The 23,878-nt window shown below is 35.9% G+C and carries 21 protein-coding genes and 2 tRNA genes; 13 read left to right on the top strand and 10 right to left on the bottom strand.

Annotation, left to right across the window (positions count from 1 at the left end):
* Nucleotides 1-89: 89 nt before the first annotated feature.
* A complete protein-coding gene (locus tag RHTP_RS04395) occupies nt 90-293 on the bottom strand; it encodes an AlbA family DNA-binding domain-containing protein (protein WP_138106918.1) in 204 nt (67 codons plus the stop codon).
* A 247-nt stretch (nt 294-540) separates the two neighbouring features.
* Between RHTP_RS04395 and RHTP_RS04390 the strand changes: the two genes are divergently transcribed.
* Nucleotides 541-1,170, top strand: coding sequence for a type IV toxin-antitoxin system AbiEi family antitoxin domain-containing protein (locus tag RHTP_RS04390; protein WP_138106917.1), 630 nt, complete (start codon nt 541-543; stop codon nt 1,168-1,170).
* Nucleotides 1,167-2,027 (top strand): nucleotidyl transferase AbiEii/AbiGii toxin family protein, encoded by an 861-nt coding sequence (locus tag RHTP_RS04385; protein ID WP_138106916.1) that lies wholly within the window; start codon nt 1,167-1,169, stop codon nt 2,025-2,027. Before RHTP_RS04390 ends, RHTP_RS04385 begins: the two co-directional genes overlap by 4 nt.
* Before the next feature lie 10 nt (nt 2,028-2,037).
* On the opposite strand, the gene RHTP_RS04380 is transcribed toward RHTP_RS04385, so the two are convergent.
* Nucleotides 2,038-3,276, bottom strand: coding sequence for an MFS transporter (locus RHTP_RS04380; RefSeq protein WP_138106915.1), 1,239 nt, complete (start codon nt 3,274-3,276; stop codon nt 2,038-2,040).
* Nucleotides 3,277-3,294: 18 nt separating this feature from the next.
* Nucleotides 3,295-3,966 (bottom strand): DNA repair protein RecO, encoded by a 672-nt coding sequence (gene recO / locus RHTP_RS04375; protein WP_138106914.1) that lies wholly within the window; start codon nt 3,964-3,966, stop codon nt 3,295-3,297.
* Between the two features lie 94 nt (nt 3,967-4,060).
* Here recO and RHTP_RS04370 point away from each other — a divergent pair.
* Nucleotides 4,061-4,134, top strand: a tRNA-Arg gene (locus RHTP_RS04370).
* A 98-nt stretch (nt 4,135-4,232) separates the two neighbouring features.
* Here RHTP_RS04370 and RHTP_RS04365 read toward each other — a convergent pair.
* Nucleotides 4,233-5,276: a Fic family protein gene (locus tag RHTP_RS04365; protein ID WP_138106913.1), complete on the bottom strand. Its 1,044-nt coding sequence runs from the start codon at nt 5,274-5,276 to the stop codon at nt 4,233-4,235.
* 238 nt (nt 5,277-5,514) lie between these two features.
* On the opposite strand from RHTP_RS04365, the gene hpf reads away from it, so the two are divergent.
* Genes hpf through RHTP_RS04335 form a run of 6 tightly spaced genes read left to right on the top strand, consistent with a single transcriptional unit; the run spans nt 5,515 to nt 11,358 of the window.
* On the top strand, nt 5,515-6,135 hold the full coding sequence (gene hpf / locus RHTP_RS04360) for a ribosome hibernation-promoting factor, HPF/YfiA family (protein WP_138106912.1): 621 nt from the start codon (nt 5,515-5,517) through the stop codon (nt 6,133-6,135).
* Nucleotides 6,135-6,575 (top strand): type I restriction enzyme HsdR N-terminal domain-containing protein, encoded by a 441-nt coding sequence (locus RHTP_RS04355; RefSeq protein ID WP_138106911.1) that lies wholly within the window; start codon nt 6,135-6,137, stop codon nt 6,573-6,575. Before hpf ends, RHTP_RS04355 begins: the two co-directional genes overlap by 1 nt.
* Complete coding sequence (locus RHTP_RS04350) at nt 6,563-8,068, top strand: motility associated factor glycosyltransferase family protein (protein WP_138106910.1); 1,506 nt, start codon at nt 6,563-6,565, stop codon at nt 8,066-8,068. Before RHTP_RS04355 ends, RHTP_RS04350 begins: the two co-directional genes overlap by 13 nt.
* Complete coding sequence (locus RHTP_RS04345) at nt 8,062-8,889, top strand: toxin-antitoxin system YwqK family antitoxin (RefSeq protein WP_138106909.1); 828 nt, start codon at nt 8,062-8,064, stop codon at nt 8,887-8,889. The genes RHTP_RS04350 and RHTP_RS04345 overlap by 7 nt, the downstream gene beginning before the upstream one ends.
* Complete coding sequence (locus RHTP_RS04340) at nt 8,864-10,567, top strand: motility associated factor glycosyltransferase family protein (protein WP_138106908.1); 1,704 nt, start codon at nt 8,864-8,866, stop codon at nt 10,565-10,567. Before RHTP_RS04345 ends, RHTP_RS04340 begins: the two co-directional genes overlap by 26 nt.
* A 2-nt stretch (nt 10,568-10,569) precedes the next feature.
* Nucleotides 10,570-11,358: a D-Ala-D-Ala carboxypeptidase family metallohydrolase gene (locus tag RHTP_RS04335; RefSeq protein ID WP_138106907.1), complete on the top strand. Its 789-nt coding sequence runs from the start codon at nt 10,570-10,572 to the stop codon at nt 11,356-11,358.
* Nucleotides 11,359-11,470: 112 nt separating this feature from the next.
* Here the strand turns inward: RHTP_RS04335 and RHTP_RS04330 are convergent, their stop codons facing one another.
* Genes RHTP_RS04330 through RHTP_RS04320 form a run of 3 tightly spaced genes read right to left on the bottom strand, consistent with a single transcriptional unit; the run spans nt 11,471 to nt 15,922 of the window.
* Nucleotides 11,471-13,735, bottom strand: a complete 2,265-nt coding sequence (locus RHTP_RS04330; RefSeq protein ID WP_138106906.1) for a glycosyltransferase family protein — start codon at nt 13,733-13,735, stop codon at nt 11,471-11,473.
* Between the two features lie 2 nt (nt 13,736-13,737).
* Nucleotides 13,738-14,697 (bottom strand): NAD-dependent epimerase/dehydratase family protein, encoded by a 960-nt coding sequence (locus tag RHTP_RS04325; protein ID WP_138106905.1) that lies wholly within the window; start codon nt 14,695-14,697, stop codon nt 13,738-13,740.
* A 10-nt stretch (nt 14,698-14,707) separates the two neighbouring features.
* A complete protein-coding gene (locus tag RHTP_RS04320) occupies nt 14,708-15,922 on the bottom strand; it encodes a class I SAM-dependent methyltransferase (protein WP_171005729.1) in 1,215 nt (404 codons plus the stop codon).
* A 394-nt stretch (nt 15,923-16,316) separates the two neighbouring features.
* Here RHTP_RS04320 and RHTP_RS04315 point away from each other — a divergent pair, with 394 nt between their 5' ends.
* The 4 genes from RHTP_RS04315 (at nt 16,317) to RHTP_RS04300 (ending at nt 21,722) form a co-directional block, all read left to right on the top strand.
* Nucleotides 16,317-19,139 carry an aconitate hydratase gene (locus RHTP_RS04315; protein ID WP_138106903.1) on the top strand — a complete coding sequence of 941 codons (2,823 nt, stop codon included), beginning with the start codon at nt 16,317-16,319 and terminating at the stop codon, nt 19,137-19,139.
* A 49-nt stretch (nt 19,140-19,188) separates the two neighbouring features.
* Nucleotides 19,189-19,271 (top strand) — tRNA-Leu (locus RHTP_RS04310).
* 9 nt (nt 19,272-19,280) lie between these two features.
* A complete protein-coding gene (locus RHTP_RS04305; RefSeq protein ID WP_138106902.1) occupies nt 19,281-19,943 on the top strand; it encodes an HAD family hydrolase in 663 nt (220 codons plus the stop codon).
* A 255-nt stretch (nt 19,944-20,198) separates the two neighbouring features.
* Nucleotides 20,199-21,722 carry a peptide ABC transporter substrate-binding protein gene (locus tag RHTP_RS04300; protein ID WP_138106901.1) on the top strand — a complete coding sequence of 508 codons (1,524 nt, stop codon included), beginning with the start codon at nt 20,199-20,201 and terminating at the stop codon, nt 21,720-21,722.
* On the opposite strand, the gene truA is transcribed toward RHTP_RS04300, so the two are convergent.
* The 3 genes from truA to RHTP_RS04285 form a co-directional block, all read right to left on the bottom strand.
* The gene (truA, locus tag RHTP_RS04295) at nt 21,710-22,504 is read right to left on the bottom strand and encodes a tRNA pseudouridine(38-40) synthase TruA (RefSeq protein ID WP_138106900.1); all 795 of its coding nucleotides are present in this window, start codon (nt 22,502-22,504) and stop codon (nt 21,710-21,712) included. The two genes, RHTP_RS04300 and truA, sit on opposite strands and share 13 nt — an antisense overlap.
* Nucleotides 22,497-23,171, bottom strand: coding sequence for a 2-C-methyl-D-erythritol 4-phosphate cytidylyltransferase (ispD, locus tag RHTP_RS04290; protein WP_138106899.1), 675 nt, complete (start codon nt 23,169-23,171; stop codon nt 22,497-22,499). Before ispD ends, truA begins: the two co-directional genes overlap by 8 nt.
* 67 nt (nt 23,172-23,238) lie before the next feature.
* Nucleotides 23,239-23,499, bottom strand: a complete 261-nt coding sequence (locus RHTP_RS04285) for an SWIB/MDM2 domain-containing protein (protein WP_138106898.1) — start codon at nt 23,497-23,499, stop codon at nt 23,239-23,241.
* Nucleotides 23,500-23,878 lie beyond the last annotated feature (379 nt).

Raw genomic sequence — 23,878 nt, 5'->3', positions numbered from 1 at the left:
TATCTCGTTCCTGACGATGACGAGCCTTTAGGATGTCTTTTGCATTTTGTGTTAAAAAGCTTGATGTAGGTTGCATATGAGCAGGGATCTTAGCAGAAGATATGAGAAAATTTCAATGAATTGATTATCTGTAATGTCTTTTTTCTAATGCTGTTGAGTTTACCAATAATCAAAGTCCCCCCTACAGTGTTTGCAAAAGCCACAATAGTTTGAATAATTTTCTGTAAGGATTTGGTATTTTCCTTAAATTCAAGGATTTTTCCTTCTTCCTTGGTTAGCAGCTCTTCTAGCATAGCAATCCTTTCTTATTGATTACCCAGAAAATAACCCAGAAACATTAAGAAGTCAATATTTTCTGGGCTGTTTTCCTGGTGAGTACATTTTATGGAATTATAGGTTGATCAAGAAGGCGAGGTTTCTGGATCAATATGATTGTAAGAAGCTGTCATTTTTTTGACTATATCTTGCAAAAAAAACCGTATATTTTATATATTGATGTTAGGAACTGTCATTTTTTGACAGTTAGTTACAAGGTTAAAAATGAAAAAATTTTTTGAAATTTTGCTGGATTGGCCAAGACCGTATATTTCTGGAACTGATTTGCACCATATTTTAAATAAATCTCCAAACTCTCGCCATGCAATTATTAAAAGAGCTATCAAAAAAAATTATCTTATTCCCATTCGAAGAGATTTTTATGTGATCAAGAATTCAAGGCAACCTCTTGTAGATACTTTTGAGATCGCAACCATTATCTATGGCCCTTCTTATGTTAGTTTTGAATCTGCTTTAAGTTATCATGGCTGGATTCCAGAGGCTGTTAGAACAACAACTTGTGCATCGGTTAAAAGAGCGAAAGAATTCGAAACGCCGATTGGAGTTTTTTCCTATGAGCATATTCCTATTGAAGCTTTTCCTTTTGGAGTCGGGCAATATCCGCAAAACGGATTCACTTTATTTATTGCAGCTCCTGTAAAAGCTTTGGCTGATATGATATATGCAAGAAAAAGAATCTGGCCATCGATTGAGGATCTCTCCGAAGATCTTCGGATAGAACCTGAAAGCTTTAAAGATTCTGATAAAGAATTACTAGCGGGACTTATTGAAAACTATCCAACTCCTAGAGTAAAAAAAGCGCTTTATGTTTTACAAAAGGATTTAGGGCTATGACAATCACAATTATTCAAGAAAAGCTGAAAAGCTACACACTACATTCTAAGAGAGAAGAGCTCAATGCGTTGAAAGAAATCTATCAAGAAATTGCATTGTCTGCTTTAGCAAGAAGTGATTTTTTTAAGTTAGCAGCTTTTCAAGGAGGAACAGCCCTAAGGATTGTTCATCAATTACAGAGATTTTCAGAAGACCTTGATTTCGTTCTTTTAACTCAACATGAATCATTTCAATGGGAGTCTTATTTAAAAGTTGTTGAATTAGAATTTAAGTCGTTAGGTATAATCCTGGAAATTAAAGATCGAGCTAATGCTAAAGGGGCTATAAGGACAGCATTTTTAAAAGAAGATTCCTTTGCTCGCATTCTTGAATTAACTTACGATAGATTGCCATCTGATGAGCAAAAAATCACCATTAAATTAGAAGTCGATACACTTCCTCCTGAAGGTTCTGGTTTTGAGAATGCTGTTTTAACTTATCCCTATCCTTTTTCTATTCTGATACAAGATTTACCAAGCTTATTTGCAAGTAAATGTCATGCTTTACTTTGTAGAAAATATGAAAAAGGACGAGATTGGTTTGACTTTCTATGGTATCTCTTAAAAAAAGTCCCCGTCAATGATTTTTTATTGAAAAATGCTCTTTATCAAGCTGGTCCATATAAAAAAAAAGACATACCCTGCAATAAAAAATGGCTTTACAAAGAATTTGAAAAAAAAATTGCTTCTGTAAATTGGAAATTAGCACAACGCGATGTGGAAAATTTTCTTCGGCTAGAAGATAGAAAATTTGTCGAGAATTGGAATGCAGAATTTTTTCAAAAACAAATTGAAAAAATAAAATTGGTTTCTATGTAATTTAAGTTTGCTAATTTAAGTTTTTTTCAGCTTGAAGCTCATCGATTTTAGATTGCAAAGAAGGTTTGTGGAATAGCAAAAGTAAAAATGCTCCTAAAGCAATAGCCGAGGCCGTCAAATAGATAAGAGTATAATGTAGAAAGAAAAGTCCAATGGCTATCGGAGCTAAGATTTGAGTCATTGCAATCACTGCTTGACTCAACCCCATGATTTCTCCTTGAATACGTGATGGAGCAGAAAAGGAGATTAGGTTGAATATATTTGCTGCTGTAAAAGAAGCGATAAAGGCCGCTGCGCAATCAAAAACAGATAAAGATACAAACTTATGAGCAAAAGAGGCTATGCAAAGTAGCAGACTTAAAGCTAATAAACCGTAGCAAGGGATATTCATTAAAGAAAACCATTTGATTAAAAAGCGGTTAATTAAAGAGCTTCCTAGAATCCAGCTAAGTCCTAAAAAACATAAGGCGATCCAGGTCGGAGGAGAATTAAATTCTAAAAGAGAATAAGAGGAAAAAGATTGAAAAATCATCATCCAACTTAATAAAAATAAGGACTGGATGAAAAGTAAAAAACGCAATTTAGAAATACGAAAAACCTTGATTAGTTTTTTAGGCCCCCTAGCAAGTTCCCATTTAATCTTCTTCTTTTTCGGATGTGTTTCTTTAAATAAATAAATTAAGGCTATTAAATTCACGATTCCCATAAGAGCTGCTATTATAAAAGGCAATGAAGGGGAGAAATGAGAATCAAATTTACGATTGGTTAGAACACCTCCGGCAAACATAGCAGATAACCAACCAAATCCTCCTATACCAGTTAGATAACCAAAATATTTGGAACGCTTAGATTGATCAGGATTCAAATCGGAGATCACAGTTAAACATAAACCGGTATTCCCTGAGAAAAAACCAGATATTAAACGCCCTAGAACTAATAAAATAAAATGGGAAACATAAAATGCAAAGGCAACGAGCAAGTTACCCAAAACCATCCCAGTAATGGTAATATAAAACGATTTCTTCCTGCCGATTGCATCTGAAACGATTCCTATTAAAGGAGCCCCAAAGAGCAAAGCTAAAGGAAAGACCGTTCCTAAGGTGGCAAGGCTAATATTTTTCCAAAATAAACTAGAGGTAATTAGATGGGACTGAGAACCAAAAATAACAGAAGATAAAACGGGAATCACAAGCGCTAAGCTAAAATTATCGATAAAATAGAGTAAAAAAATGGGAAAGGAAGCTTTCATAATTTTAAAGTAAATGTTTCAAGTATTTTCTTGAAAGACCTGATTGATTTTTTCATTCAAATATTCTGATGAAACAAGGTTTTGAAGTTGGGAAAAGGTAGTCGCATAAGCTAATGTCAATAAGATATCCCATTGTTCTTGTGAAAATTTATAAGAAAATTTTGGTGCATGAAAACTGCAAAAACTTTCTCCATGATGAAGTGCCATTGCTTCTTTTTTGCATTGGCTGCAAAAAGGTTGTAGGGCAAGTAATCCTTCTTGCTTGAGCAATTTTATACAAAAGCTATTGGTTAAAACAGCTGTATCTTCAAAATAGGGAATAGCTCTCAAGCATTTATAGAAAAATTGATAGACTTTGGGAGCTGGTTTATCAGGTAATTGAGAAGTTAATATAATTTGCACTAGGTTTGCTGCTGCTTGGATGTGTTGCATTTTTGTGCGCAATTGTAGATGTTCGCTTAAAACCGATCCATCTACAAAATGCATGAGACTGCTTTTACCACGATAAAAAAGATATTCTCCCTGACAAAGAGGAGAGCTTAGCGCTAATTTATCCGTTCTTTTGGCCGAGATCCCTTTAATGATAAATTGCAGAATCCCATAACAATTTGTAAAAACCGTGACGATCCGATTCTTATCTTGATAGGGCAGAGAACGTAAAACAATTCCTTCTGTTTTTTCATATTCCATAGAATTTAAGCATAGTTTATTGTCTCTTTGAAAAGAAGATGGAGATTGTTTTTTTACCTTTAAGAGAGTAACCTATCTTGATCTTCAAAGTTTAGCACCGATAGCTCAATCGGATAGAGTACCCGGCTTCGAACCGGGTGGTTACAGGTTCAAGTCCTGTTCGGTGCAATTTTTTTAAAACTTGAATGTTAAAGACTTAGAAGGTTTATGCGACAAAAAGAAGTAAAAAATGTCGCAGAAATGTCGCAGAAATGTCGCAGAAAAAATCAAGCTAGGTTTATTCGATAATAGGTTACTTTTTTCCCCCCCATTTGGCAAATCAGCTTTTTCTCTACTAGATCAGAAAGGTCCCTTTGTAGAGTACGTCTATTTACGTTCGGGTAATATGATTCATATTGCTGAATAGTAAAATCTTCGTTTGTTTCTAAAAGTTGTTGTAATAGCTGTTTTTGTCTTTTGGAGAGTTTGTATTTTGCTACAAAAATATCTAACTTCATAGCATGGGTGCCCTTAAGTTGGATTTCTTGCATTTGAGTTTCTAGAGCTTTGGAAAAATATTCTAGCCAAACAGTCATGTCCATATTCTTGTCTCTAACAGACTGAATAGCTTTGTAATAACTAGCTCGATTCCGATCGTAATATTCACTTATTGTAAAAAGCTTTTTGAAATCATAGCCGAACTTATAAAGACATAAAGTGGACAAAAGTCGGGCTGTTCTGCCATTGCCGTCTAGAAAAGGATGGATATGAACTAATTGAAATTGTGCAATGCCAGATACAAGAACAGAGGGAATTGTTTGCTCATTTTGTATCCAATCCACTAATTGAGCCATAAGAAAAGGAACTTCATAGGCTGCTGGAGGAGTGTAAATTATCTCTTTAGTTTTTGAGTTAGCTACATAGTTTTGGACATTTCTATATTGACCTGGTTGGGCATTGTTTCCTCGAACTTTATCGACTAGCTTTTTGTGAATTTCTCGGATCAATCCTTCAGTAATAGGTTTTTGAGAAAGGAGGTAGCCAGCTACAAAATCAAAAGCTTTTTTATAGTTTAACAATTCTCTTACATCTTCAGCATCTACTTTGGATAATTTTTTCCCAGAAAGTAGCTTTTCAGATTGGTCTAAGCTTAAATGGGTGCCTTCAATATGAGTAGTATGGTGAGCTTCGAGAATAAGGGCTCTAGTTTGCATTTTGGCTATCCAATCTTCTGAGAGTGTAGCCGCTTCTAGAAAACCTCGAGTGCGCTCAATGGAAGTTAAAGCATTTGCTATGGAAAGAGTAATAGTGAATTTTGGGGAAAATTGCATAGCTTTTATGTTTTTTTTTATTTAAAGTATGTCATAAAAATCAACCATCCTCAAGATTTATTCTTGCTAGAAGAGCTGAAGAAGAAATCTTCTGTTCATACATGAATGTTATCAAAATGATAACGTGTATGTTTTAAACGAAAAAGATCTTTGAACAACTAACCTCATGAATATTGATCATTTTGGCTTGATAGGGATATAATTGAAATGCAATCGGTTTAACAGCATAAGAGGTATTATGAGCGACAAAAATAAATTTGAACAAGATCTTGGTTACCGTATTGACATTATCGGGCGCCAGGTTCAAGTAACCGATTCAATAAAGAACCACATCTGGAATAAACTCTCCAAGATTGAACGTTTGCATAATCACATCTTGCATCTACATGTTACATTAGAAGTCCATAAAGTTGAACATACCTGTGTATTAATGGTCAAACTCGATCATCTTAAGATTAAAGCAGAAGCTACAAGTACAGATATGTATGTTTCTATTGATCGAGCAATTGATCGACTACATACTTTAATCTGTCGATATAAAGATAGGATTCAAGATCATTACCAAAAAGCATCTACAACAGTAGATATGGCGGTAGATATTTTTAAAAAATCTGAAGTGGATCAAATTAATGCAGAGATAGAAGAGGAGAATCGAGAAAGAGAAATACAAGCTCTTTTACCTCCTATGATTATTGATACAAAAGTGAAACCGCTTAAGACACTTAATACAGAAGAGGCTCTTATGAGAATAGATCTCTCTCAAGATCAGTTTTTGGTTTTTCGCGCAGAGGAAGACCTTAAATTAAAAGTTCTCTATCGTCGTAAGGACGGCCATTATGGTCTTATCCGACCCGAATAATGCATAAGCCTTGGCTTGTTGACAAGATGCGTGGCGTTGCTATTCGAGCAACGCCTGAAGAGAAAATCAGACAAAAACTATTACATGTTCTGATCGAAGAACTCTTTTTCCCTAGAGAATATGTTGTTGTGGAAAAAGCGCTTACTGAACTGCCTCATCTTAAGGGAAAGCGTGTGCCAAAAAGGCGCCTTGATATTTTATGCTATTTCTTAAATCATGATCAACTTCTTCCCTTATTGCTGATTGAATGTAAGAAAAGTGGGGGAAAAAAACAGGCTTTGAACCAGGTAAGTGGGTATAATTATTGGGTAGGAGCGCCTTTTGTTGCTGTAGCAAATCAAGAATGTATTTTGCTTAAATATTTAGATAGAGCTTCAAATGAAATGGTCATAAAAGAAGGATTACCTTCCTATCAGGGTTTAATTGCATGTTGCAAATAGTCAATAGTCTGGATCATTTAGAATCTTGTGATACGGATGTTTTATCTGTATTTGATGTAAATCTACTTCCTCATTTAGATAAATGGCTTTTAGAAAACCCTAAAAGATTTTTAGTTTGTATAGAAAAAAAATTACAGGTTTTTTTACAAGCTAAAGCTCAATGGCAAAATCCACAGATTAGATTGTATCATTGGAATTCCAATGCTAGTTTGTGTCATAGAATTGCCTGGGAATTTTGTCTTTTACGTTTGACTCAAGTAGCTGCATGTGAAGAAGAGCTTATCTTCTCCAAAATGCTTGAAGAGATTCATCTCCAAGTACATCTATTGATTTCTGATTTTCGTGACTTAGGAGAGGTTATCATAGCTAACCTATTACAAAATGTAGGCCAGATGCCGATTTCTCTTCTTGGAGAATCTTTAGAAAATTGCTGTCAAAATATACCTGCAATCATTTGTGGAGCAGGCCCATCATTAGATAGGCAGATACCTATGCTTATTCAAATACAAGAGAAGGCTTTGTTATTTGGCGCAGGTTCTGCTATGTGTGCTTTAGAGACACAAGGAGTTTATCCTCACTTTGGGGTAGCTTTTGATCCAGATCCTCCTCCTAGTAGATATTTAACTCAAACAGGCTATGAAACGCCCTATTTTTATCAGTCTAGGATCTCATCTAGGCAGCTTGCTTCTTTACATGGCCAAAAACTATGGATGCCTGATTCAGATAATTATCCTTTAGAGAGATGGATCTATCAAGAGCTAGGTCTTAATTATCCATTAATAGATAGCGGGTTTACAGCAGCTAATTTTTGTGCATTGATTGCAGCGCATTTAGGATGTAATCCTATTATTTGTGTGGGTATGGATTTTTGTTCCCCAAGTAATCAAGTATACGCAGCGGGTATGCAAGCAGATCAGGGAAATTGGGTGGAGTGTATCAATGCAAAAAAAGAAAAGAGAATCTCAAAACCAGATTGGCTAGCGAGCTCTTCTTGGTTAGATCAATTTGCTGAAAAAAATAAAGAGATCAAATGGATATATACCGATCAAGAAGCAATGCCTTTAGCACATGTCAAATATCTTCCCTTAGAGCAAGTTTCATTGCCAGGTGCTTTTGATACCGCCTCTTTTAGTTATGCACTAACAGCTCAAGCATCTAGATCTGAAATTACTCGAGCAGACTTGCAAGCTGTTTTGCATAGATTGAGTAATAGTTTTATAGAAGCGCTTGATCTATGTAATCAATTGCTAAAACTATGGGAAAAGCACTATCCTCATTCTATTTTGGAAACAGGAGAACTTGCTCTATTAGAATCTGATTTAGCACAAAATATTTGTGTACAGAAGCTTTTGCTGCCGCTGTGGGAAATTTGGAAATGGCCTATTTTAAGACAAGAAGAGCATATTCCAACAAGAACTCTGCATCAGCATTTATTTTTTAAAAAAGCAGTTGAAATCCATTTGTCTACTTTCAAGAGTTTAAAAATATGTTAAAAGAAAACTATGTGTTTACTCAAGAGAAGCTAATTATCTATGATGAAGAATTGGGATTGGATATTCAATATGAACATTTCTGTCCTTATCTTCCTCAATCTCTTGAATCACCAAATCTGGTTCTAACAAATACGCAAGCCTACTTGATTTATGAAGGTAAGCAACAAGGAGAGTGTCGTTGGTTTTTTGAAGATAAAACCTGCCAAGCAACTCTGTTTTACGATCAAGGCCTTTTACATGGGCCTTCTACTTTTTTTAACCCCCAAGGACAAATTTTAACAAAGAGTTGGTACTATTTGGGTAAAAAAGTAGGGAAAACGCGCTATTTTTACTCTTCTCAAAAGCCAGCGAGTATACAACGATTTATAAATGGGAAGCCTGAAGGTCTACAGGAGTATTTCTATGAAACAGGTGGTATAAAAAGCCAAATTCCTTATCGCTTGCATCAATTAGATGGACAGGTGCGTCTTTTTTGGGAATCAGGGTTACTGAAAAGATCTATTGACTATCAAAATGGACAAAAACATGGCTGGGATCGACTTTGGAATGAAGAGCAGATGCTTCTAGATGAAGGTTGTTATGAAAAAGGAGAATCTATAGGAGTGCATCGCCATTTTTTCTGTAATCAAGTTTTGCGTGAGGAAAAAGTTTTCCATACACCAAAGCGTTATGATCGTAAACACTGGGATCAAAAAGGACAGCTAACATTAGAAGGGATTTATACATCCGATTGTAATTATATAGAAAAAACCTATTGTAATGCACAAATGACTACTTCAAAAGAGGGGATATGGGATGGAAAAAAGCTTTGCTGGAAATAGTTCTTTAGATCTTTTAAGTGAAAGATACCCAGAGCTTATTTTTTTATTGAATTTCTCAAGCCCTTGTGAAGTCTTGCCGGAAGAGGAGTTTATTCCTGAATTTAAAACCGTTGAGGTTTTTTATATTTATGGAATTGGTGGGGCCAGCGCTTATCCTAGTTTAAAGAAATGGGTTTTGGAAGAAAAAACAAGAAGAGTGGTTTTCTTAGAAGATGCGCTCAGCGCAATAGAGAGATTTTTGTCTTCTACTTACAGTGAGCAAATACTTCAAGACTCTCAAATGTTTTTATCCTATCTAGAAGAACCTTATGAAAAAAAATTAGAAGAGATTGTATCTAGCTATCCAGTAGAACATGTTTTTATCCAAGCAACCAATTCTTATCGCAAAAGACCTCAATTTGAGCAGTTGTGCTTACAACTCTTAAGGATTACAACTGTTGTGCATGCAAATACAACAGAGATTCTAAAGTCTCATCACATGCTAGCAAACCTTATGAGGAATATCTCTAGGTGGCCTCATTCTTTTTTAGCTAATCGATTTCAAGGGCAATTTGTAAACATTCCTGCAATCATTTGTGGAGCAGGTCCTTCTTTATTAGATGCTATAGGTCCTTTGAAGAATTTGCATGATCGCGCGCTGATTCTAGCAGGAGGCTCAGCCATTACTGCTTTAAGCAATCAAGGTGTGACTCCACATTTAAATATAGCAGCTGATCCTAATTTTGAAGAATTTGAAAGACTAAAAACAGCATCTGCATATGAAACACCGCTCATTTATGCAACCAGAGTCCATCCAGATATTTGGAATACGTGTAATGGGCAGATGGGGTATCTTGTTTCTGATACAGGGGGTACTTGTGAAAAGCATTTTGAACACCTGCTTGGAATAGATCATCAAGCAGTAGGACCTGATTTAGGAATGGAGGCTTTATCGGTGACCACCCTTAGCTTAGCCTTTGCTGTAGAAATGGGCTGTAATCCCATTGTTTTTGTCGGGGTGGATCTATCTTATACCGGTATGCAAAGATATGCAGAAAAAGTAGTATCTCATTCTGTTATTGATCCTAAAACACTAGAAGAGAATACGCAGGCTGCAGAAAAGCTTTTACGCCGAAAGAATATTAAAGATGAACTTGTTTATACCACAGTAAAGTGGGTAATGGAATCAGAATGCATTGCTTCTTTTGCTAAAAAACATAAAAATTGTCGATTTATCAATGCAACAAATGGGCTTGGGTTTAAAGATATAGAAAACTCTTCATTAGAAGAGGTTTCTGCAGATTGGAAACCCATTGACCTGCATGCTGCTATTCATCAAAAAATGCAACTCTATCAATTAGACCCCCATTTTAGTAAAGCCATTGCATCTGAAAAGAAAAAACTCCATGCAAGCGTTTTACGTTTACAAGAAATGACTCTACGCATGCTAAAAATAACTCATGAAGCACAAGAAGTAAGCGCACCCACTGCTAAAATGATTCTCTTAGAATTTGATTTTCAAGAAGAGCTTGCCCTAAATGCTTTATTTCCTTTTTTAGATTCTACGCTTGATTGTTTACTAGATCCTTGTGAAAAACGAAAGAGAGGTGATAAAGAAATGCTTAGATACTTTCTAGAAAAATATAATAGTTGGAAAGAGATCTTAGAATATGTGGTTGAGCAAAATCTTATAGGGTAGGGATGAAACGAGTTATCCTCTTGTTACTTTTGATAGGATGCTCTGGCATGGAGCAATCAGAGCAGAAAAAACTACGTAGACTGAATGCTAAAGGTGAATTTATTCACCGCAATCATGATGAATATCATTATCAGATTGATACTCCTAAACATAGAATAAGAGAGCCTTATCCTTGGGAAAATGGATATATAGGACAGCAGACTAAGATTACTAAAGAGTATTTTCGTTGTAAGGGTTCAGGATTCAATCCTCCACGAACTGAAGAGAATCAAACCTACTTTGATTGCGGTGGGTGTCACACACATTCTCTTCCCATACATCAAGGCAAAGAATTTATCTATCCTATTTTGATCGATCTTTTGAACTTTGTGCAAGAAAAAACCCACTCTAAAGTGATCATTACCTGCGGACATCGCTGTCCTGCTCACAATACCTATGCCGATAGCTTTAATTCTACTTCTAAGCACATGATCGGCGCAGAGGTGGATTTTTATGTAGAAGGGAGGCAAGAGCATCCAGAGGAAATCATTGCTATTTTACAAAAGTATTATCAAGAAAATCCTCAAGAGTATCTAGAATTTGAAAGATCCTATCATCATTTAGATGTAGCTGTCCCAGCATGGTACAACAAAGAGATTTTAATTCAACTCTATCAGAGAAAAGAAGGGCGTGATTATGACAATCAACACGAATATCCTTATATCTGTATTCAAGTTCGTTATGATAAAGAAGCAAAAGAAAGAGTGATTTACAGTTGGCCTAAGGCTTTTAAGGGATTTAGGCGCTATTAATATTTAGATCTTTAGTTAAAAGCCCTTGTATATTCCTAATCTTTAAAGAACAAAAGTATATACAGATATATGTGTTTCTGTAATAGCTTTTATTCTGCACTACAGGCTTCTTTCATGACGTAGTCTTTGCCATATCTCGGAGTTTTTTCAATACTGATTTAACTGGTTTAGGCAGAGCTTTAAGTATGATCCTAGCTGGTAGAGAACGGATTGGAAAAGTATTTACGGAAAGTGTTTTAAGGGATTGCTCAGATAGTTGAATGGGGGTAGCCTCTTTCATCGATTCATAGATATTTGTATAGATTTTTCGTACTTGAACTTCTGAAAATGATTCTAGTTTCTTATTAAGGTTCGATAATTTTGTTTTGTCAAAATTCAATATTTTGTGTTTTGTTTCGTAATAATTTCCAATATCAAATGTTTCAAAGCAATTGGAAAAATAGGTTTCATAGCCTGGTGTATTTGAGGTGTTACTTTTAAGAATTGCACAAGATAACTCAAGGCCAGTTGAAAGTGCTGATGAGCCGCTTTGTCCTACTTCAAAAGACGGAAGAAGCACAAAATCGATATTTGCTAGATCTTCAAAATACTTTGCATCATCGCGACGACCTGTAAAAATGACTCTATCCACTAGAGCTGGATGATCATCTAAATAAGAGACCATCTCTTGAATTACGGGATCTACTTTCCACTCTTTAATATTCATATGATGGGCTTCTCCAACGATCAGTAATTTATAATGAGCTGGGAGAAGATTTAAGGTACGTAAAGCATGAAGGTAGTTTTTATGCGCGCTTAATAAACCGAACATCCCCATTGTGATATCTTCCTCTTTGAACCCAAATTGCCTTTTCCATACATTGGGGTTACGGCTTTGTTGAAATTTTTTCCTTCTTTCATTGGTTAAGAAAAGCAGTGGAAAGTCAGACACATTGTTGATTGCATACATTTTTTCAATGAGCACACTTTCTTGAGGTAAATGGGTGATTAAATGAAAGGGGTTGCTAGGAGGTCTCTGTTTTAGCGTCTGCATGATCTGTTGATATACATGAGAGTGTCCGTTGTGAGCTCCTTTATAATCAATTGTATGCACGGTAAGAATTAAACGCCCTGAGGCTTGGCAGATCTTTAAAATTCGAGACATAATCGACTCTGTTGAGGTTCCGTAGAGGCCTAATTCAAGATGTACATTCACAAGGTCAAATTCCTGTAGTCTTGCACAAAGTTGGTCAATGTGGGCCTCGCTCATTTTTTGATAATTTTTACCTTCTTGTCTTAAAAGCTGGCTGGTTTTTAAATCTATAATCTCAACATTAAAGACCGGATGTAAAAAATCTTTCAATGCATTTGCATAGTGAGCAAGTGCACAATTGATATTATAAGAGGAAACAATGGCCAAACTTGGTTTGTGGTTTTGTATGATATGATCGATCACTCTTTCATAGTCACTTAAAACATTTTCTTCCGCATAGGAATTATATAATATTTCTAAGGGTTCTGTCCCAAGAGAGATAATGTTTTTTAGAGAGCTTTCTTCTATGCAAATAGATGGATTTAATTCGGTAAAATTTCTTAATTGATGCGATTTTGTTACAGCAATCGGTCTTTTGGCTGCTAGAGCATAGTCTGGGGATGATGCTAGTCCTGCATCGGGAAGATAATCATAAAAGTAACAATTAATGGTATTCTGGCCTAAGAATTCTATAATCTGTTGCGTCGATAAAAGATCATGAGATGCTTCAACTTTAATTCCTGGCTTTTTAATGATATTCATTACTTCCGTTACTCGGCTTTTTGCTTCATTCCCCATAGGATCTCCGTAAAAAGAAAAGGGAATATGAAGTCTGATAATAGCTTCTTCAAATTCTTCCTGTACTTTTTCCGCTATTTTATGAATACCTTTGTGTCGTGGTCCAAATCCCTGAAATCCTATGACTGGAATGTCATGATTTGCATAGGGTTTTGGTTTATAGGGAGGGATAAGTCTATTGACTAAGAAAACATGGTCATTTCCTTTTAGGGAAGGATCTGCAGTCACAAGGTATTTGAATCCAAAATAGTTGCTAGGGGTGTAGGAATCTATAATTTTCTGATGGATATCATGATGTAACATGATGTGAATGAGGGTAGAAAATCTATTTCTTAGAGCTTGATTATGAATCCAAGGTGTAGTGTGAGAGTGATAATTATAAATTATTACTTTTGGATTTATTTCTATGATTTTATTTTCTAACTCCTTTTCGGAGTCTGTATAGAGAATTTCAAAATCATATTTTTTGGATTTAATCAATGTTTCTCCAAGCAGCCTGCCAATTAGTCCGATCCCGCAGGCTTCTTTATGTCCCAAGGTCTGAGTCACAAATAAAACTTTTTCCATAATCATATTCTTTTTTCAAGTTGGGCTTGGATCCAATAGTAAGTTTTTTCAGTGGCTTCTTGTAAGTCTATTTTTGGTCTCCACCCAAGCAACTTGGTAATTTTTTCTACAGAGCATTCTCTTTCTTTGACACCGGTTGGTCCATCAACAAAATTGATAGTAAAATTCTTTTTGGAAATAGATTGCAGTAATAGGACGTAGTCCTTAATAGAAATAAGGTGATCCGAGCCAATATTCACAGGTTCAGTTACGTCCGAATTTACTAATAGTCTTACCGCATCAAGGCAGTCTTCAATGTAAAGAAAAGTCCTAGTTTGAGTTCCATCTCTTATGACATCGATAACTCCTCCGTCATTTACCATAGCGACCTTTCTAGCTAATGCAGAATGCGCTTTTTCTTTGCCTCCTTTCCATTGCGATTCCGGGCCGATGATGCTATGAAATCTTGCAATCTTTACATTGAGTCCAAGGTTTTTATGATAGGAATGATACATTCTCTCGCTGAATAGTTTTTCCCAACCATATTCATTATCAGGGAATGCTGGATAAACCTCGGACTCAATACATGTAGCATGATCTTTGTAGCTACTATAAACACATGCGCTTGAAGGAAAAAATAGTATTTTAACATTGGTAGCAACGCATAATTTTGCAACATTCACATTTATAAGCACGGAGTTGGATACGACATTCGCATCGTTTTCTCCGCCGTTAATATAGGTGGCTCCTCCCATGTCAGCAGCTAATTGATAGACTTCATCAAAATCTCCGACAGTAGTAAAAACGATTCCGGTCGATTCAAAATTTCGTAGATCGCATATCAGAAATTCATCTGCTTCTGTCTCAGAAAATTCCGGATATTTGAGATCCGATCCTCTAACCCAATAGCCTTCTTTTTTTAGTCTTCTTACAAGAGCACTTCCTATAAAGCCTCCCGCGCCTAATACTAATGCTTTTTTCATATTTATCTTTTTAAGGAATAATGGTCAGTTTAGGAACTGGAGAAATAAATTTTCCTCCTTTTTTGAGAAAGTCAGTCTCCCTTTCAAGAAATTCTTTCATGAAGTGGTAGGGAAATGCAAGTAGGTAATTAGGATTCATAGCTCTAGCTTCTTCTTCTGAAATAATAGGGATTCTTGTCACAGTTTGCCTGCCCCATTTAATAGGATTGCGGTCTGCTACAAATGGTAGTAAATCAGGTCCTATACCATAGTATGCAAGGATGGTATTGCCTTTGGTAGAGGCCCCATATCCAATAACTTTTTTACCCTTATTTTTTTGTTCTTTAAGAAATGAAAGCATCTCATTTTTATTATTCTCAACTCTAGAGGCAAAAGCAAAATAAATAGAGGTTTTGGTGAAATCATGGGTTTCTTCGTATCTGCGCATTGTCCTTACTGCATCGGTTATATTAGCCTTGCCCTTATGTCGAATATACAGCCTAAAACTTCCGCCGTTTACATCATTCAATGAGACATCTTCCACTTCCATTCCTGCTGCAGACAAAATATACTCGATAGAAGTCATAGAATAGTATTCCAGATGTTCTGCGCAGATCGTATCAAAAGAATTTCTCTCTAGCATAGTGGGAAGATAGCTTAACTCAATAATCCATAAGCCATTTTCATCAAGGATGGAGCTAACATCTTTAGCAAATTGTATGGGGTCTTCAAGATCGTAAAACATAGCGATACTTGTAATAATTTTTGCTTTTTTGTTTTCCAAATGGGTGATGTAATCATTGGCATTGAAGTAGGTATTGATATGCAAATCGCAATTTTCAGGTTTGATGTTTTTGGCTGGATCAATTCCCACTCTGAATAAATAAGAAGGATAAAAACTAAGAAGTGTGCCATCATTGGATGCAATATCAACCACGATATCCCCCTTTTTCAAGGAGAACCGAGACCGTTTAGTTGCTTCGTCTACTATAGATTTAAGTGCTTGCTTCATGGATACGTTAATGCCTGACATATACCAATATTGGTTATACATTTCATCTGGGTCCACTGTATGTTTAAGCTGAACTAGCCCAGATTGTTCATTTAACGAAAGTAGGATGGGATGAGCCTCCGGCGAGGGATCTGATGGGAGAGGAAAGCAGGATAAGGGAAGCTTGCCAAGGTCAAAAACATCAATGAGAGGTCCTTTAGATATTCTACAAGTACTTCTTTCTTTCAATTTCATGGATTTCACCTTATTCTTTATTACAGATCTTGAGGCTAGTATTAGCATCACACGCTTAGGGAGATGATCAAACCACTTGAATTTATATCATGCAGCCTACTTCTTGTTCAATAAATTTTTAACTATTTTCTCTTTTGATTTTACTTTTTAAACCTCTATATGGAACAATTTTTTAGAAGAGACAAAAAATACAACATGTCCATTTATAATTTAGCAGCAAAGTAAATAACGAGTTTGCATTTTAAACGCTCTTTTATCTCTTCCCCTGTCTGAACAAAAAAATAATCAAGGGGAGTATCCAAGCCCTATCCTTAAAGGATTTAAGTATTAATCTTCTTGCACTGGAAATGCGGTTGGCTTAAAAAGAAAAACTAACATCGATGCGGAGAAATATATGCAGAACTTTAATACACTCACATCTTTAGAGGGTACGGAATACAAGTATTACTCTTTGCCTAAATTAGCAAAGCAATTGGGAGTTGATTTATCCAGACTGCCGATTTGTATTCGGATTATGTTGGAGTCCATCTTACGCAATTGTGATGGTAAGCGTATTAAAAAAGAAGATGTTGAGCATTTGGCTCATTGGAATAAGGAGCCATTGGAATACGATATTCCTTTTGTAGTAGCACGTGTTTTACTGCAGGATTTTACCGGTGTTCCTTTGCTTGTCGATTTAGCTGCTATGCGTGATGCAATGGCTAAACAAGGATTAGATCCTAAAAGAATCGAACCTATCGTTCCTGTAGAGTTAGTAATAGACCATTCTGTGCAAGTAGATAGATCGGGAACACCAGATGCATTTTTATTCAACTTGGAAATTGAATTCCAACGCAATCGAGAAAGATATGAATTCTTAAGCTGGGGAGAGCAGGCTTTTAAAACAGTTAAAATCATTCCCCCTGGGATTGGTATTGTCCATCAAATTAATTTAGAACATTTAGCTACTATAGTAACAGAGAAAGATAAGCTATTATATTTTGATACTGTTGTAGGAACTGATTCGCATACTACAATGGTAAATGGACTAGGAGTGCTTGGTTGGGGTGTAGGAGGAATTGAAGCGGAAGCTGCTATGTTAGGGCAGCCTTATTTTTTGCAAGCTCCTGAAGTAATTGGTGTATGTTTATCAGGCAAGTTATTAGAAGGAGTAACAGCGACTGATTTGACTTTGAGGATTACAGAGCTATTGCGCAGTGAAAAAGTAGTGGGTAAGTTTATTGAGTTTTTTGGAGAAGGAGCTGCTAGCTTAACTCTTGCAGATCGTGCCACCATTGGAAATATGGCACCTGAATATGGAGCAACCATTGGTTTTTTTCCTACAGATGATCAGACAATAAGTTATCTGCAGATAACAGGACGTACTAAAGAAGAGATAGAGAGGGTTAAGCAATATCTGCAAGTACAAGAAATGTATGGAATGCCTCTTCCTGGTCAAATTGATTACACGCGAGTCATTCAATTGGATTTATCCAGCATTAAACCCTGTGTTGCAGGTCCTAAGCGTCCTCAGGATCGGATTGATTTAGAACAAGTAAAGAAGAGATTCAATCACTTATTTCTAGCTCCTGTGTCAGAAGGAGGGTATGGTAAAAAAGAAGAAGATAGGAAGATTTCGATTGCAACCCATTCAGATGGAAATTTTCATTTATATGAGCCGCATATCATGGGAGGAACTCCTTGTTTAGTCAAAGAAAGCACTACCACTTGGAGCGAAACCGAGATGGTGACCAATCGTCCTTTAAATTATAGCGTCATTAATCCAGGATACACGCAACATTCTTCTAGAGATATCCATTTAAAACATGGATCGATAGTGATTGCTGCAATCACTAGTTGTACGAATACCAGTAATCCTTCTGTAATGATTGGGGCTGGGCTCATAGCTAAAAAAGCTGTGGAAAAAGGGCTGCAGATCAATCGCTGTATTAAGACAAGTTTAGCCCCTGGATCACGTGTAGTTACCGATTACCTACAAAAAGCGGGATTGCAAAAGTATTTAGATGTGTTGGGTTTTAATTTAGTTGCTTATGGGTGCACAACCTGCATTGGTAATAGTGGCCCCTTGGATGAAAAGATTGAAAATGCCATTAAACAATACGATTTAATAGTAGCTAGTGTATTAAGCGGTAATCGTAATTTCGAAGCGCGGATTCACGGATCTGTTAAAGCTAATTTTTTGATGTCTCCTCCTCTTGTAGTAGCCTATGCTCTAGCAGGGAATATGGATATTGATTTTGAAAAAGATCCATTGGGCTATGATTTAGCGGGAAATCCTGTTTTTTTAGTCGACATTTGGCCTTCTACAAAAGAGATAAAAGAAACCATTTTTCAAGCAATGCAGCCTGAGATGTTTAAAAAGCGTTATGAGCATATTCTAGAGGATAACCCTCTTTGGAAAAAAATAGAGAAAAAGACAGGAGCTCAATATGCATGGGATAAAAAAAGCACATATATCCAGTGTCCTCCTTTTTTTGAGCATTTTTCTAAAAAGTTACCTGTTCGACCCAAGCTTACCGGTATGAGACCACTTGCTTTATTTGGTGATTCCATTACTACAGATCATATCTCTCCAGCTGGTGCCTTTAGAGCAAATTCTGCTGCTGGCAAGTACTTGATTGAGCATGGTGTTAATGAAACAGATTTTAATAGCTATGGTAGCAGAAGAGGAAATCACCATATTATGATGAGAGGGACATTTGCTAATGTGCGTATTCGTAATCAGATGCTGTCAGGAAAAGAGGGCGGTTTTACCAAGCTCATGCCAGAGGGGAAAGAAATGCAGATTTTTGAAGCATGTCAAAAATACGCGGAGCGTAAAGTTCCTTTGATCGTTTTTGCCGGCAGTGACTATGGGATGGGTAGCTCTCGTGATTGGGCAGCTAAAGGAACAGCATTACTTGGTGTGCGTGCTGTAGTAGCTCGAAGTTTTGAGCGTATACATCGTAGTAACTTAGTGGGTATGGGGGTACTTCCTTTACAGTTTCAAGAAAATGATAGTTGGGAAAGTCTTCAAATTAATGGTACAGAAACGTTTGATCTAATTGGTTTAGAAAAAGAGTTTAAACCACATCAAAATGTTATTTTAAAGATCTGTCGAGAAGATGGCTTAATTCAAGAAATGCCTTTATTGGTTAGGATCGATTCTGCAGTTGAGGTGGATTATTATTTACAGGGAGGGATTTTGCCCTATGTACTTAGGCAGATTTTAACTTAAGAACACTTGTAATTTATCTGCAATTTTCTATACACTATTGCATCTATATGCCGATGTGGCGGAATGGTAGACGCGGTAGACTCAAAATCTACTTTTAGTGATAAAGTGCTGGTTCGAGTCCAGTCATCGGTATTAATAAGCATGTTTAAAAAATTCCTTGCCTCCTATGAGATCATTCTCTTTGATTTTGATGGTTTGCTTGTAGATACAGAACCTTTGCACTTTGTTGCCTATAAGGAAATGTGTTCTAAGAATGACATTCATCTAAATTGGGACTTTACCCGTTTTTGCAAAGAGGCGCATTCAAGTGCGCTTGGAATTTGGAAAGCTTTTCAAAAAGAATTTCCCTCTTTGTTAGAAAAGAAATCAAAAGATGTACTGTATCAAGAAAAAAAAGAAATTTACCAAGAGTTGCTAAAAACCGCTGCTTTAAAACTTATGCCAGGAGTTAGCGCTCTTTTACAGGCATTAGCTACAAGCGATACATTATCTGCAGTTGTAACAAATTCTACACGCTCTCAAATAGAGCCTGTTCGTAAAGCCCTTTCTATTTTAAATGTCATCCCTCTTTGGATAACACGTGAGGATTATCAGTTAGCCAAGCCAGATCCTGATGGTTATTTGCAAGCAATAGAACAACTGGGAAGAAAAGAGCGGATTATTGGATTTGAAGATACATTAAAGGGCATTCATGCATTGCAAGCAGCCGGGGTAGAAGCTGTTCTTGTAACTCCTAAGAGTCCAGAAGAAATCAAGGGATTTATTCATCTAGATAGAATTGATCATATTTGTTTAAAGACTTAAGGTCTTTCTAAAAGACATTTTTGAAACTTATCTTAGTTGAAAATTAAACTGCATGTTTATAATTTACAAATAATAGTATAATGCAGTACTCTCCTTTTTTTTGAATGTTGACCCAAGGCTGTTTTCTATGGAAAGAACCTTTTTTCTTATCATTATTATCGTAGGCGCCCTTTTTTTTTTATATTTGTTAAAAGCCCGAATCAAACTAAAATAGTCCAAACTCTTCGTTTAAACATTAAAGCAGAACCAAAAACAATGGATCCTCGCAAAGGAGGGGAACATTATTCTTCTCAGATGCATTCTCTGTTTTTTGAAGGACTTGTAAAACTCTATCCAGACGGCTCTATTAAACTTGCTCAAGCAGAATCCTATGAAATGTCCGAAGATAATTTGAAGATTAGTTTTCGTTTAAAAGATACTGTTTGGTCAGATAATACTCCTGTAACAGCTTATGATTTTGAACAATCTTGGAAAGATATTCTAGATCCTAAGTTTCCCTCGATGCAATCAAAGCTGTTCTCCCCTATAAAAAATGCAGATGCTGCAAAACAAGGTCTTATTCCTATTGATGAAGTAGGTATCAAAGCAATAGATGCAAAGACTCTCATGATTACTTTAGACAAACCCACTCCTTACCTTTTCGAGTTACTTGCCTGTTCTTCTTTTTTTCCTGTAAACATCAAAAATGACCGGAAGCATTCCGATTGGGCTGATCATGCAGGTCTTAACTTTTTGTGTAATGGTCCTTATCTATTAGAAAAATGGGATTATGAAAACCAAATTATTGCTGTAAATAATCCTAATTACCGAAAAACACAAGATCTGCGTCCAAAAAAAATTATTTTTAATGTGATTAAGAATGATCAAACAACTCTACAGATGTTTGAAAAAGGTTTAATTGATGTAATTGGAGATTCTTTAACCTCTATTCCTTTAGATGCGGTTCCTAGTTTAGAAAAGAAATGGATGATTTCTCGTAAACCAAGGGCTTCCACTTTACTTATTACTCTCAATACAGAAAAGTTCCCTTTTAATCATCCTAAAATCCGTAAGGCATTTGCTTTGGCAATCAATCGCCAGGAGCTGATTGGGTCATCTGGAAAAGGTGTAAAAAAAAACATTTTGGCTGACTATATTAGTACTGCCTATCAAGCAAGCATGAGCGCAACGAATCTCATCCCTCCTTGTTTAAAAGAAAACCGCCATCGCTCTTTCTTTAAAGATAATGATGTGATCCAAGCAAAGCTTTTGCTCGAAGAAGCAATGGCTGAACTGGGGGTAAATAAAGAAATTTTTGACTCTGTGATTCTCTATTATTATTCTCGAACATTTGGAGCAGGTGAGTTGATACAAACGATCCAACAACAATGGCTAAATGCTTTAGGCATTTTGATAAAAACAGAATATTTAGACTCTAAAACTAGTTTGGATAAACTGATTAAGGGGGATTATCACATGTGTTTTATGCGCAGAGATGCCCTATATAATGATCCTATGAGTATTTTAGAAAGATTTAAATATAAAGATTACATAAGAAATTATTCCAATTGGGAAAACCAAGACTATATCCGTTTATTAGATAAATCTTTTTATGAGCAAGCAGATGCAAGATCTCAAATTCTAGAACAAGCAGAACGGGTTTTATTAAATGAAATGCCCGTTATTCCTTTATATCACGAAGATTATATATATATTATCAATCCTGATTTAAAGTACAAAGTACCTTTATTTGGAGATCGATTGCTTTTACCCATGTCTTTTGAGGATCAGGGTTTGTAAAAGAAAAGAGAAGGTGGATCGAAGCTAAAAGATGTTGTCTTATAATCTACCTTAGCTAATATAAGCCCGTGTGCAGGCGCAGTGCGTCCTGCTAGTCTTCGATCTTTTGCTTGAAAAATAGCGGGAATTTTTTCTAGCGCTATTTTTCCTGCACAGATGTCAAGCAATGTGCCAACGATATTACGAACCATTTTATATAAAAAGCCGTTTGCTTCTAGCTCTAAGCAGATATACTCTTCTTCTTGTAGAATAGATAAGCGTCTAAGGTTACGGACTGCATTTTTTGCAGCAGAGCCTGTGGTAGCTTCATTTGTAAAAGAAGTAAAATCATGAGTGCCTGTAAAAAGCTTTGCTGCTTGTATCAATGTGTCTAAGGCTACAGAATGGGGAGCTCTATAGGCGTAGAAACGGTTAAAAGGGTCCTTAACAGGCCCTGTATGTAAATAGTAATGGTATACCTTGCCTATTGCACTATAGCGTGCATGGAAGTCAAGAGGAGCCTCTTCAATGCTCAATACTCTAATATCAGGGGGAAGTAAGCCATTCAACGACTTAAGTAATCGGGAAAACTCAAAAGAACTTATTGTTTTAAAATGCGCAACTTGTCCTATTGCATGTACACCTGCATCTGTGCGGCCAGATCCTATCAGTTTAATAGGGGTGCGTAAAATAATCGATAAATACTTTTCCAGAAGTGCTTGAATAGATATACCATTTTTTTGTATTTGCCAGCCTGAATAACGTGTTCCCTCATAAGCTACGAGTAATTTATAGTTATGCATGTAAAAAGCTTCGGGCTAATTCTAGATCTTCGGGGCTAGTTATTTTTATATTTGAGGATTTACCGGAAACGAGTTTAACTGTGTGCCCAATTAATTCTATCGCAGAAACATCATCTGTAATGTCTATTTTCTTTTTTTCTGCTTCAAGTAGGCCTTTTTTTAATAAGTCTAGTGCAATAACCTGTGGAGTAAGGGTTTCTCTAAGAGTTTCTCGATTTAAGGTTTGTCTGACAAAACCAGTAGAATCTATTTCTTTAATGGTATTTTTAGCTGGCATAGCTAAAGCTGCAGCTTTATGAATGAGAGCTTGTTCAATTACTTCTTTTAGATCTTCTAACTGTAGAAAAGGGCGAGCCGCATCATGAATACAGACAAAAGAGCCTTTTGTTACTTGCGCTAAACCACTGGATACAGAATCTTGTCTTCTAACTCCTGGATTAGCAAAACCAATTTTTAAATTGGTTTTAGATGTAAATAAAGGCCGATAAAGTTCCTCACAAACTATGATAATTTCTGTAATAAGATTGGATTGGATTAAAAGTTCAAAGCTGTGTAAGGCTAGTAACTTTGAACCCAGAGGTAAAAATTGTTTGGGTATGGTGCTTTTAAATCTTGTGCCTTTTCCACCGGCAAGTAAAATAGCTGAAATAAGAGGTGTAGGGGACATGTTTTTGAAATTAAGCTCAAAAAAAGTGCATTTTAAATTTATGCACTTTTTTAAGCTTATTTTTTAGTTAACTTTTAAGATGTTTGCTTACAATTTTTGTCATTTCAAACATATTAATGGATTTCTTACCGCCAAAAACTTTGGCAAGTTTCTCATCTGGATTAATATTGCGTCTGTTTTTAGTGTCTTGACATTTGTGTTTTTTAATATATTCCCACAATTTTTTTGTCACTTCTGTCCGAGGCATCGGACCTTTGCCAATAACTGCAGCTAATTCATCACTAATCTGCAGCGCTTGCATAAATTTAGATTCTTTCTTTTTTGCCATTTACTTCTCCTTATGGAAATGACTGTAATTATCCACAGTTGCTTTTTTTAGAAAAACTGCGTTTAATTTTCCTATCCTAATAACCTTATAAAAACCACATCGTATCACGATTTTTCTATAAACCCCTTATGGAAAAACCAAAGAACGAGAACTTTGGATAGCTAATTCGAGGATTTTCTATTCTCCCCTCGAAGGACATGTTGTATCTCTAGAGGGAATTTATAGTCAAAAAAAATCGTTTTATAAAAACTTCACAAGGATAAGATTCTCGTTTCTTTTTTTTCAACTAATTGTGGATAAATGAGTTGAAATTTTCTCTATAAAATCATTTTTATTCTTAAAAGATCACTTGCAATTTAGAACCAGATCGTGGCAATTT

Origin of the sequence: Candidatus Rhabdochlamydia sp. T3358, assembly GCF_901000775.1 — a bacterium.
GTDB lineage: Bacteria > Chlamydiota > Chlamydiia > Chlamydiales > Rhabdochlamydiaceae > Rhabdochlamydia.
Note: the sequence above shows the minus strand (reverse complement) of the source record. Positions and strands in the feature narration are given on the sequence as shown.